11 protein-coding genes are annotated in these 14,284 nt (G+C 41.0%); 5 read left to right on the top strand and 6 right to left on the bottom strand.

Annotated features, from left to right (window positions below; translation table 11 throughout):
- The first annotated feature begins 98 nt into the window (after positions 1–98).
- Positions 99–1,232 (top strand): carboxynorspermidine decarboxylase, encoded by a 1,134-nt coding sequence (gene nspC, locus L3V77_RS07105; RefSeq protein ID WP_275136374.1) that lies wholly within the window; start codon positions 99–101, stop codon positions 1,230–1,232.
- A gap of 115 nt (positions 1,233–1,347) precedes the next feature.
- Here nspC and L3V77_RS07110 read toward each other — a convergent pair whose 3' ends face one another.
- Positions 1,348–1,860, bottom strand: coding sequence for an ACT domain-containing protein (locus L3V77_RS07110; RefSeq protein ID WP_275136375.1), 513 nt, complete (start codon positions 1,858–1,860; stop codon positions 1,348–1,350).
- Between the two features lie 137 nt (positions 1,861–1,997).
- Positions 1,998–2,864 carry a DUF3943 domain-containing protein gene (locus tag L3V77_RS07115; RefSeq protein ID WP_275136711.1) on the bottom strand — a complete coding sequence of 289 codons (867 nt, stop codon included), beginning with the start codon at positions 2,862–2,864 and terminating at the stop codon, positions 1,998–2,000.
- Between the two features lie 327 nt (positions 2,865–3,191).
- Here L3V77_RS07115 and L3V77_RS07120 point away from each other — a divergent pair, with 327 nt between their 5' ends.
- Entirely contained in the window at positions 3,192–4,427 is a 1,236-nt protein-coding gene (locus tag L3V77_RS07120) for a CinA family nicotinamide mononucleotide deamidase-related protein (protein ID WP_275136376.1), read from the top strand.
- Between the two features lie 288 nt (positions 4,428–4,715).
- Positions 4,716–5,063, top strand: a complete 348-nt coding sequence (locus L3V77_RS07125) for a hypothetical protein (RefSeq protein ID WP_342752066.1) — start codon at positions 4,716–4,718, stop codon at positions 5,061–5,063.
- Here L3V77_RS07125 and L3V77_RS07130 read toward each other — a convergent pair.
- From L3V77_RS07130 to ubiG, 4 genes are all read right to left on the bottom strand, one after another.
- The gene (locus tag L3V77_RS07130) at positions 5,039–5,317 is read right to left on the bottom strand and encodes a 2Fe-2S iron-sulfur cluster-binding protein (RefSeq protein WP_275136377.1); all 279 of its coding nucleotides are present in this window, start codon (positions 5,315–5,317) and stop codon (positions 5,039–5,041) included. The genes L3V77_RS07125 and L3V77_RS07130 overlap by 25 nt on opposite strands.
- 96 nt (positions 5,318–5,413) lie before the next feature.
- Positions 5,414–6,547 carry a class Ia ribonucleoside-diphosphate reductase subunit beta gene (nrdB, locus tag L3V77_RS07135; RefSeq protein WP_195703041.1) on the bottom strand — a complete coding sequence of 378 codons (1,134 nt, stop codon included), beginning with the start codon at positions 6,545–6,547 and terminating at the stop codon, positions 5,414–5,416.
- 127 nt (positions 6,548–6,674) lie between these two features.
- Positions 6,675–8,960, bottom strand: a complete 2,286-nt coding sequence (gene nrdA / locus L3V77_RS07140; RefSeq protein ID WP_275136378.1) for a class 1a ribonucleoside-diphosphate reductase subunit alpha — start codon at positions 8,958–8,960, stop codon at positions 6,675–6,677.
- 407 nt (positions 8,961–9,367) lie between these two features.
- Entirely contained in the window at positions 9,368–10,078 is a 711-nt protein-coding gene (gene ubiG / locus L3V77_RS07145) for a bifunctional 2-polyprenyl-6-hydroxyphenol methylase/3-demethylubiquinol 3-O-methyltransferase UbiG (RefSeq protein WP_275136379.1), read from the bottom strand.
- Positions 10,079–10,272: 194 nt separating this feature from the next.
- Here ubiG and L3V77_RS07150 point away from each other — a divergent pair, with 194 nt between their 5' ends.
- Entirely contained in the window at positions 10,273–11,001 is a 729-nt protein-coding gene (locus L3V77_RS07150; protein ID WP_275136380.1) for a DUF1223 domain-containing protein, read from the top strand.
- Between the two features lie 407 nt (positions 11,002–11,408).
- Positions 11,409–14,069, top strand: coding sequence for a DNA topoisomerase (ATP-hydrolyzing) subunit A (gene gyrA / locus L3V77_RS07155; RefSeq protein WP_275136381.1), 2,661 nt, complete (start codon positions 11,409–11,411; stop codon positions 14,067–14,069).
- Positions 14,070–14,284: the final 215 nt, after the last annotated feature.

The raw sequence follows: 14,284 nt of genomic DNA on the forward strand, positions 1-14,284 counted from the left end.
TTAAAGCGAATCAGGTTTATTGAGTTTTCGTGATGTAAACCTGATAGAACAAAGACGCAACACTCACTTACTGAAAATATTGACTAAAGCTGGAACGAATGAATACAGAACAACTTCCAACACCGTATTTCATGATCAATGAAGAAGCGTTGATAGAGAACCTAGAGAAAGCTCGTTATCTAAAAGAGCAGTCCGGCGTAAAACTGGTCTTGGCACTTAAGTGTTTCTCTACGTGGGGTGTGTTTGACCTAATCAAGCCTTATCTCGATGGGACTACGAGCAGTGGGCCTTATGAGGTAAAGCTTGGTTACGAGACCTTCGGTGGTGAAACCCACGCCTATAGTGTTGGTTATAGCGAAGAAGATATTAAAGACGTGGTGCCTATATGCGACAAATTAATATTTAACTCTCAATCCCAGCTAGCGGCTTATCGTCATATGACTGAAGGTAAAGTGTCAATAGGTCTTAGACTAAACCCAGGCGTGAGCTATGCAGGACAAGATTTGGCTAACCCCTCACGCCGTTATTCCCGTTTAGGGGTTCAGATCGATCAGTTAACCGAAGAGGTTTTCGATAGTCTAGATGGGGCAATGTTCCATATGAACTGCGAAAACAAAAACGTTGATGCCTTTGTTACATTGTTGGATGCAATATCTTCTCGATTTGGTCACTATCTCGATAAACTGGCGTGGGTGAGTTTGGGCGGCGGTGTCTTCTTTACATGGCCGGGTTATGACATCGATAAATTGGCCAATGCTCTGAAGCAATTTTCAGACAGGCATGAGGTTCAGCTTTATCTGGAACCAGGTGAAGCCATTATTACCAAAACGACAGATTTGGTAGTATCAGTAGTGGATATTATTGAGAATGAAAAGCAGACGGCCATTGTCGACTCTGCAACAGAAGCGCATAGACTCGATACGCTAATTTATGATGAACCTGCGTCGATATTCGAAGCAGATAAAAATGGTCAGCATAAATACATTATCGGTTCTTGCTCATGCCTTGCTGGTGACCAATTCTGTGAATCTACATTTTTGCAGCCGTTAAAGATAGGTCAAAGGTTGCATATTATGGACAGTGCTGGCTACACCATGGTGAAGCTAAATTGGTTTAATGGATTAAAAATGCCATCAATTTACTGCCAGCGCTCAAATGGTAATATTGATAAATTGAATGAGTTCAATTATGCCGATTTCAAGCGTTCTCTTTCACAATGGAATATTAACTAGTATTTAGATGTTCACTTTGTGGAAGATGCTAAGAACAACGTCTTCTTAACCCCAAAAAACACCCTAAAAGAGGGTGTTTTTTTATCATAATTTACTCAGATATGGAATCAGATAATCACGTACTAAGAATAACTCTTGTATCCTCGCTCAATGATTCAAGCTCATGTGTCACATCCGCAATGGCCATCTCTTTTGGTAAACGAATAGACAAGTTTGCGGTAAATAAACTAGAGCTTACACCGCCGCCTCCAGCAATAAAGACGCGTTGACAGTCCATATCTAGGATGTTGATACCTTGCCCGTCGAGTACATTGGTAATTTCATTTACAATGCCAGCTCTATCGTTAGAATCTAACCGCAGTTGGAAGATCTCCTCGGTATTGTGTGATGCGGTATCACTATCGGTAAATTTCACGAGCAAATTAGGGTCTTTCCTAATGGCGTCTTTAACTTTGTCTTCATTTTCTTCCGGCAAGTCAATTTTTATGACCGCAGCAACTTGGTCTTCTATAAAATTAACTTTACTGATTAGCCATTTCCCCCCATTTTCATGAGTGGCGGCCGCAAACGATTTAATAGTAGACGGTGTCGCTTTACCGACGAAATTGACAATAAACGTTTTATTCATAGAAAACCCTCCATGTATGACGCAGACCTAACTATATGAATTGAAATGTTATATTTAGTGTAGGCCTAATCTGGTGAGAAAGCTTGACTGGGGTCTATATTTCAAGCTTGAATTCGGAGGAATATCATGTTTTGTAATTAAAACTTTATTTTTAATTCAGCTCCAACAAACTGATAATCGTACGAAGCTCCAGCGTCCATTGCGAAACTGGCGGCGTCTTGGTTACCGAACCAAGGTGTAGAAACAAAATTGAATTCTGCTTCTCCCCCCCATGCATCCGTCACCCAATAATGAATGTGTCCTACAGGGTTTAGGAAAAAAAGAGAAAAGCTACCCATTGACTCTGAGCCCATGACTTCGCCACCGTTAGCAACGATGTCCTGTTCGGCTTCAAACATTATTTCACCGACCATAGCACCGAAAAATGGAGTAATAAACAGGTCTTGCCACGATGGGATTTCTGCAAATGCCTCTACACCATATTCCCAGAAAAACGTCGACATGGTCCAAGAATAGATAAACGATTCAAACTCATCGAAACCAGAATGGCGTGCAGCAGTATAGTAAACACCACCAAAATAGGGGTGCATAATGTAGTTTAATATATGCTCATCTTTATCCCAGACAGGGCCAGCCTTTACATTGTCTTTCCATTTCTGGCCTAGGTTGCTTACGTCTTTGGAGTCATCATCCCATTTGGTGATTGATTCTGGCAAAAGAGTCATTAATCCAACGGTAGCAACACTTAGTCCCAATATGGTGTATGTCTGTTCTTTTAGGTATTGCCAGTCTTTTTCTTGACTGATATTAAGGTAAAGAGGCCGTTCTTCATTTTCTGTTATCGTTGAAGACCTTTCTGCTTCGGTATCTAATGAAAAAACCGAATGAGCAACAAAAGGGTCTTTTTCTATACAGTAGTTAAGTTGATTGTCACAATCTATAGTGTAAGAAAATTCGATATGCTGATTAGTATCGTACTGAGCCGAATATGCACTAGAGACCATAAGAAGCGTTGAAGAGGCAGCAAATAGACGACTCATTGATGACGTTGTACTTTCCATTCTGGTTTCTGGTTTCAATGTGCGTTCCTTGAAAATATGAATGTCCATATACATAGATTGTCTATGAGACTAGTTTGCAATAATACTTAATGTTGCAGAGCAAGTGGACCCACAGACTAGACAACATAATTTAGATTAGCTGAAAATCTTTGAATTCTCATACTTTTATAATCATTTCTCGACATCACATCATAATCTGACGTAACTTATACTCTGTATAATCACAAATAATTACTTAACATCGCTTTAACAATAAAATAGGTCAATACAATGCTTAATATTGCTATGCTTAGCACTGGTGAAGAAGTTCTTCACGGTGATATCATTGACACCAATGCTGCTTGGTTGTCGCGCCGGTTTTATGAAGAGGGCTTTTCCCTTTCCAAAAGAAGCACCGTTGGTGACCAAAAAAAAGCGCTTGTTAATGAACTTGTTTCTCTCAGCCTTAATCACGATATCGTTATTGTAAATGGAGGGCTTGGACCCACAACCGATGATCTTACAGCAGAAGCAGTGGCAGTTGCTGCGGAACAAGAGTTGAGGTTATTCCCTGAATGGGTTGAGGTAATGCAAACGATGTTTGCGCGTCTTGGTAGAAAGATGCACGACAGTAATCTAAAGCAAGCGATGCTGCCTGAAAAAGCGGAGATTGTGGACAATCCGGTTGGTACTGCTTGTGGTTTTACTCTGATGATCAATGACGCTCGATTTTTCTTTACGCCAGGGGTTCCAAGCGAACTAAAACATATGGTTGATGGTGAAATATTGCCGTATTTAAAAGCAACCTACCCAGATACGTCACCATTCGAAGTAAGCCGTATGTATACATTTGGCTTAGGTGAATCGGGAATTGCAACACATCTGGATAAAATAGTGCTACCTGAGGGGTTTGAGCTGGGTTATCGCTCTTATATTCCCTATATTGAAGTTAAACTCTTTGGGCCTGCGAATCAGCGAGAAGTCCGATTGAGCTTATTAAAGATAATCTATGCTCACCTTGGTGAGAATGTGGTGAGTGTTGATGAAACAATGTTGGACAACATTGGCGACCTTTTGGCGGAGTCTCAACGACGAGTTTCTGTGGCTGAGTCTGCAACCGGTGGTTACCTATCTAGTTCGTTACAGATGAACAAAAAAACGCATGATTATTTTAAACAGGCATGGGTACTAAATAAAATTGATTCTTTTGATAGCCACGAACAAGATCCTATTGCCGCTGCGTTAGCTTTAGCGGCTTCAATTCGTGAAAAAACAGGCAGTGAGATTGGACTGGCCGTTGGGAAAATTAGCGAAAATAAGGTCGCTGTTTCGCTGTCTACTTCTTCTGGAGAGTGGGGTCAATGGGTAGAATTGAGTCGTAACTATAATCCTCAAGATCAAGCGAAAGTGATCGCTGCGATCTTGCTTGATATGCTTCGTAGACATGAAGAAAATAAACCAATCTTCGGCAATTATGGCTTTGTTCATCGCCTACGAGAACTGTTTGTCCCTGCCGCATTGCTTTAATGTTTAAGTGGAATGACGATGAGTCTACATTGGGATAAACGGACAAGATTTTCGAAGGAGATAGTTTTTATTTTAGGGAAAATAGGAATTTTTCACCATTACCTTATAACAATAAGGTATAAGGGTTATTTTCTTTAAAAACAATAAGTTATACTTCATTAAAGATTTGTCTCAATAATGTATCTAGCTTAAAATCAGAAATGTCGTAAACTGAATCATGATGTTCGAAATGAACACCGTTCGTTGTGACATAGGCGAACTCCCCATGGATGGCAGGAGGTTTGAGCAATGTTGAGTCAATCAAAAATCGAAGTTTGGTATAAAGTTTCTGGCCAGAGAATTCTACTAGGTGAGACGTGCAGCACGAGGCAAAAAGATGTCATCTCCCTCTGGGTGGATCTTCCATATGATCAAGGATCATCAAAAAACGAGGGTTATCGTCTATCCTTGTTTGACGATGATGGGAGACACATTGCAGATAAAAGTGTGAGTCAATCGTATGCCGAGAATATCCTAAGTCATCGACCGATATTGGATGTTTGCCAAGCAGTAAATCAACTCTGTTTCTCTGTCGATAATCATCTTGAGTCAAACAGAAAATCTAAAGATGATCAGGCTGATTTAGCCTTTATCTGATAATTCACTTTGGTCAATACAAGATTTGATTTTGCCTTGCTTATGCAGGGCAAAATTTCTTTGGCGTTCGTATAAGCCATCTTAAATCCAACTTCTTCTACTTCCCCTTCCATTATTTCACATCGACATGCACCACAGTGCCCATCTCGGCAATGGTACTCGGGTTGCAAACCTGCAGATTCCATTGCTTCCAGAACGGTTTGCTCCGTTGTGGACAGGATAGGGGGTAGAGAGTTGATATTAAGTTTAAACATTTTGACACTTATCGGTGATAGTAAATATGCATTGAACCTTTAACTCGCTTTCGTAAACAAGTTAAAGGCTTATTTGGACAATTTTTCTGTAACAAATTACAGTTCAAAATCTCCGAAATCGTCCGCATCGACTTCATTATCGATTTGACCGACTAGATAGGAGCTGATTTCAGCCTCTTGCGGTGCAACCTGTACATTGTCAGATGATAACCAGGCGTTGATCCAAGGGATAGGATTGGATGTCGCTTCTGGGTACGCAATATCAAGGCCGACGGCTTGCATCCGGGTATTGGTAATGTATTCCACGTATTGTGATAAAATATCCTTATTTAGACCAATCATCGACCCATCTTTAAATAGATATTCCGCCCACTCTTTTTCTTGCTCTGCTGCCGCTTTAAATAGGTCGAAACAGTCTTGTTTACACTCTTCTGCAATCTGAACGAAGGCAAAATCATCTTGACCATTTCGAAGTAGATTAATCATATACTGAGTACCAGTAAGATGGAGTGCTTCGTCGCGTGCAATTAATTTGATGATCTTAGCATTGCCTTCCATTAATTCACGTTCGGCGAATGCAAATGAGCAGGCAAAGCTGACGTAAAAGCGAATCGCTTCTAGTGCGTTAACCGACATCAAACAAAGGTACAGTTTTGTCTTTAAGGTGTGCAAATCAACCACAACGGTTTCGCCGTTGATGGTGTGCTTACCTTCTCCGTAGCGGTGGTAATCGTTGGTCAAGACGATGAGGTCATCATAATAGCGAGAGATATCTTTGGCTCGATTTTGAATGTATTCATTTTCAACGATGTCATCAAAAACCTCACTAGGATTATTGACGATATTGCGAATGATATGCGTATATGAACGAGAGTGAATCGTTTCTGAAAACGACCATGTTTCGATCCATGTCTCAACTTCTGGTAGAGATACAAGGGGTAACAACGCCACATTAGGGCTACGTCCTTGTATTGAATCAAGTAATGTCTGATATTTTAGGTTACTGATGAATATGTGTTTTTCATGTTCTGGTAACTTATTGTAATCGATACGATCGCTGGATACATCAACTTCTTCAGGACGCCAGAAAAATGAAAGTTGCTTTTCAATCAACTTTTCGAAAATTTCAAATTTTTGTTGATCGTAACGTGCAACATTTACCGGTTGACCCAGAAACATAGGTTCCTTTAATTGGTCATTCTTAATTTGCGTAAAAGTACTGTAAGCCATGGTCGCTTGTTTCCCTTCTTGCCCTAATTCGTTAAGATTTTAGAGCATAGTATTTTTCTGATTTAGTCTCGAGATACTGACTTGTGAATCGAGACATTTTAATTGAGACTTCAATAAAGTAATAGCGTTAAATCTTGCAACCGCCGCCTTCGCAATCTTCATCTTCTTTTACGATCACATCCTTGCCTTGGTCGTCACTCGCACCGTCTCGGGTGTTGTGATAATACAGCGTTTTCACACCGAATTTATAGGCAGTCAGTAGATCTTTAAGCAGAAGTTTCATCGGTACTTTGCCACTGGAATGTGCTGCCGGATCGTAGTTCGTGTTGGCAGAAATTGCTTGGTCGACAAATTTTTGCATGATACCAACTAGATGAAGATATCCGTCATTTTGAGGGATAGTCCACAACAGTTCATAGTTGTTTTTGAGCGCTTGATACTCAGGTACAACTTGCTTAAGAATACCATCCTTCGACGCTTTAACTGAAACGTAACCACGTGGTGGTTCTATACCGTTGGTTGCGTTTGAGATTTGCGAAGAAGTCTCAGATGGCATCAATGCGGTCAACGTTGAGTTACGAAGGCCGTGAGTTTTTATCTCTTCTCGTAGCGTTTCCCAGTCGTAATGAAGTACTTCATCACAGATCTGATCGATATCTTTTTTATAGGTATCAATTGGGAGAATACCTTGCGAATAACGTGTCTCGTTAAAAGAAGGACAAGGGCCTTGTTCTTTCGCCAACTTAACCGATGCTTTTAATAAGTAGTATTGAATAGCTTCAAAGGTTTTGTGGGTTAGGCTGTTCGCACTGCCGTCGGAATAACGCACACCATTTTTTGCAAGGTAGTAAGCGTAGTTGATCACGCCAACTCCTAAGGTACGACGATTCATTGTCGATTTGTATGCTGCTGGCAACGGATAGTCTTGATAGTCGAGCAGAGCGTCTAACGCCCTCACTACAAGCTCTGATAACTCTTCGAAGTCGTCTAATGATTTGATGGCGCCCAAGTTAAATGCAGACAAGGTACAGAGTGCTATCTCGCCACTGTCATCTTCAACGTTGTTAAGTGGTTTAGTTGGTAACGCAATCTCAAGGCATAGGTTTGACTGGCGTATAGGTGCAACACTTGGATCGAATGGACTGTGAGTATTACAGTGATCTACGTTTTGAACGTAGATACGACCCGTTGACGCTCTTTCCTGCATGAGCAATGAGAAAAGATCAAGTGCCTTCACTGTTTCTCGTTTAATGCTCTTGTCCGCCTCGTATTGAAGATATAGTTGTTCAAACTTGTCTTGGTCTTCGAAGAACGCGTCGTATAAACCGGGAACATCAGAGGGGGAAAATAAGCTAATGTTGGCGCCTTTAACCAATCGCGAATACATTGTCTTATTGATTTGTACTCCGTAATCCATGTGGCGGACACGGTTTTCTTCCACTCCTCGGTTGTTCTTCAAAACTAATAGAGACTGTACTTCGCCGTGCCATATCGGATAAAAGACCGTTGCAGCACCGCCACGGACGCCACCTTGAGAACAACATTTCACGGCAGTTTGGAAATATTTGTAGAATGGAATACAACCCGTGTGGAAGGCTTCTCCACCACGGATCTCGGAACCCAAGGCTCGAATTCTACCAGCGTTTATACCTATACCAGCACGCTGAGACACATAACGCACAATTGAGCTTGACGTCGCGTTGATTGAATTAAGGCTATCGTCACATTCAATAAGAACGCAAGAGCTAAATTGACGAGTGGGCGTACGAACACCAGACATAATCGGTGTAGGTAAAGAAATTTTAAAGGTAGAGACTGCGTCGTAGAAACGCTTTACGTAATCGAGTCGTGTATCTCGTGGATACTTGGCGAATAGGCAAGCTGCAACAAGGATATATAGAAACTGAGCACTTTCATATATCTCTTTTGTTACACGATTTTGTACAAAATACTTACCTTCGAGTTGTTTTACCGCGGCATATGAAAAGTCCAAATCACGCTTGTGGTCAATAAATTCGTCCATTTGAACGAACTCTTGCTCTGAGTAATCTTCTAGAAGGTGTTTGTCGTATTTACCGTTACCAACGAGCTTAGAAACTTGATTGTAAAGAGTGGGTGGCTCGTATTGACCATAAGCTTTTTTACGCAAGTGAAAGACAGAAAGACGTGCGGCTAGATATTGATAATCTGGTGTCTCTTCTGAGATAAGGTCAGCAGCCGACTTTATAATGGTTTCGTGAATATCACTAGTGGTGATGCCATCATAGAATTGGATGTGAGATTTAATTTCAACTTGAGAGACGGAAACATTGTCTAGGCCCTCTGCGGCCCATGTGATCACGCGATGGATCTTTTCTAGATCAATGGTTTCTTTACGGCCATTACGTTTAGTAACGGTGAGTTGCTGGTTCATTATTGTCGATTTCCCTAATAAGACTGACTAAAGCCCTTTTTTTTGTAATTTTTGTAAAAGCAATAGGGGCTAGTGTGATCAATACCCCCTAAATGAAAAATGGAAAAAACACTACATGTAGGGGTGTTGTGTGGAGCGACTTACAAGATAGTGCGTTTTCAAGAAATTTTCAAGATTCAGGTTGTGGGTTAGTTTGTGGATAACTCGGAAAATGTCGGTAATCAGTTAGTAGGCACTTACTGAGCAAATAAGACGAGGATTAGTAGCAACAAAAAGGAAGCTAATTGAATGCTGTTTTGAAAAGAAAATAAAAATATTTTCCTTGATCTTTGACGAGTTTTACATTTAAAGATCTTGATCTAATTATTATGCAAAACCCGTCTAATTTGTCGTCAAATTAGTAGACGTTAGGCGGGAAGTTGAGTATGAACAATATAATTTACATCGACTCGTGGACCCAAACGATAAGAATCAAATAATGGGTTGTAATGTAGCCCTGTAATCCCTAACTCTAGCAGGTTGGTTTTGTCTACCATCGTCAGCAATTCTGAAGGTTTGATGAATTTATCGTGGTGATGCGTGCCTTGAGGAACAATCTTTAAAATCTTCTCTGCACCTACGATGGCAAACAGGTAAGATTTAAAATTTCGGTTCAGTGTTGAAAAGAATACATGGCCACCTGGCTTAATTAGTTTTTCACACGCACGGATAATAGAATGTGGATCAGGCACGTGCTCCAGCATCTCCATGCAAGTGATGACCTCATAGCTACTTGGATTTTGTTCTGCGTGTTCTTCTATTGTGCTTTGGATGTAGGTTAGGCTAGTTTTTGTCTCCAATGCATGCAACCTCGCGACCTCCAATGGCTCTTTACCCATATCTAACCCCGTCACTTGTGCACCTTGCTTAGCCATGCTCTCAGATAAAATTCCGCCCCCACAGCCAACGTCTAATACCTTTTTATCAAATAAACCATTGGCTTTATCCAATACATAGTTTAATCGTAGCGGATTGATTTGATGTAACGGCTTAAATTCCCCATCAAGGTCCCACCATCTTGATGCCATATCTTCAAATTTTCTGATCTCTTCTGGATCGACGTTCACTGTTGGTGACATTGCTTATTCTTCCTTGACGGTATTCATAATGGATTATAAACAGATATTGCAGTGACTTGAAAGGAACGGCCTCAATAAAGCGGTTCGCTAATGCCGGTTTTTGATGAGTTAGGAAGATAGAGTGTTGTAACGAGTATGAAATTTATCTCTATCAAAGGAGGTCTCATTGTTAGGCTTAATATAAGGAGTCGAGTATGAACAAGAGCACCTTCTTTACTGTTATGTTATTGATCACATCTGGTTCTCATTCATCGCTAACATTTGCTAGCAATCAGATTTGGTCACATGAAGGGCAACCAGCGCAATTAATAGAGCTGTTTACATCTGAAGGATGTTCGAGCTGTCCGCCTGCTGATAAGTATTTGAGTAAATTCCAACAACATTCTGGTTTATGGACTGAATTTATTCCGCTCGCTTTTCATGTGGATTATTGGAACTACCTTGGCTGGAAAGACGAGTTTTCACATCCTTCTTTTACTCAACGCCAACGCCTGTATAAAAGCTATGGTGCTTCATCTTCCGTTTACACACCGGGTTTTTTTGTTGATGGTCGAGAATGGAGAGGTTATTTTTCGAGAGACCAATTGCCTTTTAATTCGGCTTCGGTTGCCGGAAAACTCATGGTTACGCGTTCAGGGAATCAATTTGATCTTTCGTATAGCGTAAAAGGTGAATATATCGCGCACCTTGTCTTGCTCGCCATGGATGAGAGTACAGAAATTAAAGCAGGCGAAAACAGAGGTAAAAAATTGGAGCACGATTTTGTTGTTTTAGATAAACAACAATTACTAGCAGAACAGAACTGGCGCTTTGAGTTATCAGCGTGGCCTGAAAAAGCGGACGCAATGGCGGTATGGTTAACGAAACGAGACGGCTTTCAACCTGTACAAACGGTCGGTGGCATGTTGGTTTCATCACAATAAAGCTAATAACTCTGAGCTCAGATCAATAAATTAGACTTTGTGGGAGAAGGTAAACGCATAACACCACTATAAACCGTATTGAGAGATAACCAACGCGGCTCTGTTACGTCTTTTAGCAAGAAATAGATAATGTCATCTCTTAGTTGTCTATTTCTTGCTACGAGCTTTACATACGTCTTATTTTCTCGACAACAAACGTGAATAGCGTATTTTTTCTGCTCACAAAATCATCATTATTCAATAAATTAGCACACAGAAACGCGTCTTTCATGGGATTTGCAACTTTTTGATGCCACAACATCATAAAAGGTGATGGAAAGTGGTGCGGATACGATAAGTTTTGTGTTATATTTTGCGACCTTGTACGTATCGAATATACGATCAAAATATAGAGGGAAAATGGCTCTATGAGCGATCTAGCTAAAGAGATCACGCCCATAAACATTGAAGATGAGCTGAGAAGTTCTTACTTAGACTACGCGATGTCTGTCATCGTTGGTCGTGCTCTTCCTGATGTGCGTGATGGCCTAAAACCAGTACACCGCCGCGTTTTATTCGCGATGAATGTGCTTGGTAATGATTGGAACAAAGCATATAAAAAATCTGCCCGTGTTGTGGGTGATGTAATCGGTAAATATCACCCTCACGGTGATAGTGCGGTATACGACACTATAGTTCGTATGGCACAACCGTTTTCTTTACGTTACATGCTGGTCGATGGCCAGGGTAACTTTGGTTCTATTGATGGGGACTCAGCAGCAGCGATGCGTTATACGGAAGTCCGTATGTCGAAGATCGCTCATGAACTTCTTGCTGACCTTGATAAAGAAACAGTAGATTACGTCCCTAACTACGACGGAACAGAATTTATTCCAGCGGTTCTACCGACGAAAGTACCAACATTGTTGGTTAATGGTTCGTCTGGTATCGCGGTTGGTATGGCAACAAATATTCCTCCTCATAACTTGAATGAGGTTATTGCTGGTTGCCTAGCGTTTATCGATAATGAAGAAATTACTATCGAAGAGCTTATGGACTTTATTCCAGGTCCTGACTTTCCAACGGCTGCTTTAATCAGTGGACGTAAAGGGATTGTCGAAGCTTATAATACTGGACGCGGTAAAGTTTACATGCGTTCAAAAGCGCATATCGAATCTGAAAAGAACGGTAAAGAAACGATCATTGTTACTGAAATACCTTATCAGGTTAACAAGGCACGCGTAATCGAAAAGATTGCCGAGCTTGTTAAAGATAAAAAGGTAGAAGGTATCAGTGCCCTACGTGATGAATCTGATAAAGACGGCATGCGTATTGTTATCGAATGTAAGCGTGATGCGGTTGCGGAAGTGGTTCTAAATAACCTCTATTCATTGACTCAGCTTCAAACAACGTTCGGTATCAACATGGTTGCGCTAGATAACGGCCAGCCTAAACTATTCAACCTTAAAGAAATGTTGAAATGTTTTGTTGATCACCGTCGTGAAGTTGTTACACGCCGTACTATCTTCGAACTTCGCAAAGCGCGTGATCGTGCACATATCTTAGAAAGTCTTGCGTTAGCACTGGCGAATATCGACGAAATCATCGAATTGATTCGTAATGCATCGACACCTGCGGAAGCGAAAGCTGGCCTAGTTGCTCGAGGTTGGGATCTTGGTAATGTTGCGGGGATGCTTGAACGAGCGGGTACCGATGCTGCTCGTCCAGAGTGGCTTGAAGACCAATTTGGTATTCGTGATGGTCAATACTATCTGACAGAACAACAAGCTCAAGCTATCCTAGAGCTTCGTTTACACAGATTGACTGGTTTAGAGCACGAGAAAATTCTTGAAGAGTATAAAGCGCTTCTTGAAGAAATCGCCGAGTTAATGCTTATTCTTTCTAGTACTGATCGCTTGATGGAAGTGATTCGTGAAGAGCTTGAAATTGTCCGTGACAATTTCGGTGATGAGCGTCGTACGGAAATTATTGCCGCTGTCCATGATATGGATATGGAAGAACTCATTGCACAAGAAGATGTTGTGGTTACTTTGTCTCATGCAGGTTACGTTAAGTATCAAATCCTGAATGACTACGAAGCACAGCGTCGAGGTGGTAAGGGTAAGAGCGCGACTAAGATGAAAGACGAAGATTATATCGAACGTCTATTAGTTGCCAATACCCACGACAACATTCTCTGTTTCTCTACAAGAGGCAAGGCGTATCGCTTGAAAGTATTCCAACTTCCTCAAGCAAGTCGAAATGCACGTGGTAAACCTATCGTTAATATTCTACCTCTAGAAGAAAACGAAAGAATCACGGCTATTTTACCAGTAACTGAATACTCTGAAGATAAGTTTATCTTTATGGCGACTGGCGATGGTACGGTGAAGAAAACGTCACTAGCAAGCTTTGCTAATGTACGTTCAAACGGTCTTATTGCTGTGAATCTGAGAGATGATGATTCTCTCATTGGTGTTGATATTACCGATGGTAATAGCGATATCATGCTGTTCTCGAAAACGGGTAAAGTGGTTCGCTTTAAAGAAGAGCTTGTTCGAGGAATGGGCCGTACAGCGGCTGGTGTTCGTGGTATGAAGCTGGTTAATGGTGACCAAGTTGTTTCGCTAATTGTTCCTGCTAATGAAGGAAATATATTAACGGTGACACAAAATGGTTACGGTAAACAAACTTCATTAGAAGAGTACCCAACGAAAGGTCGTGCTACGCAAGGTGTGGTTTCGATTAAGGTCTCTGAGCGTAACGGACAAGTTGTCGGTGCTGTGCAGGTTGTAGATGGTGATGAGTTTATGATGATCACCGACGCTGGCACATTGGTACGTACTCGTGTTTCTGAAGTTAATCAGGTTGGACGTAATACACTAGGTGTTACGCTAATCAGAACATCTGAAGATGAAAATGTTGTTGCACTGCAAAGAATTGATGAAATAGAGGAAGCTGAAATAGAAGAATTAGAAGGGGAAGAAATGGACCCAACTAATGAATCTGAATCAGTGACTGATACTCAAGATTCTGAAACGAGCGATGATGACATTGAAGATGATGCTGACGTTGACTCTGAAGAGTAATTAACGGCTAAAATTAATAAAAAAACCGGGCAGAAAGCCCGGTTTTTTTATGCTTGAAATGCTATCGTATTGCGACATTTCTCATTTTCTATATCAATCCATATGCCTGTTTTAATTCTCTGTTTGTTACTCACGCTCATCATTTTTCTGTTTCATTTTAGATATCAAAAAAAGAGCAGCTTATTAACTCCGCTTGTCGTATCTATCACTTTATC

Origin of the sequence: Vibrio sp. DW001 (assembly GCF_029016285.1) — a bacterium.
Classification (GTDB): domain Bacteria; phylum Pseudomonadota; class Gammaproteobacteria; order Enterobacterales; family Vibrionaceae; genus Vibrio.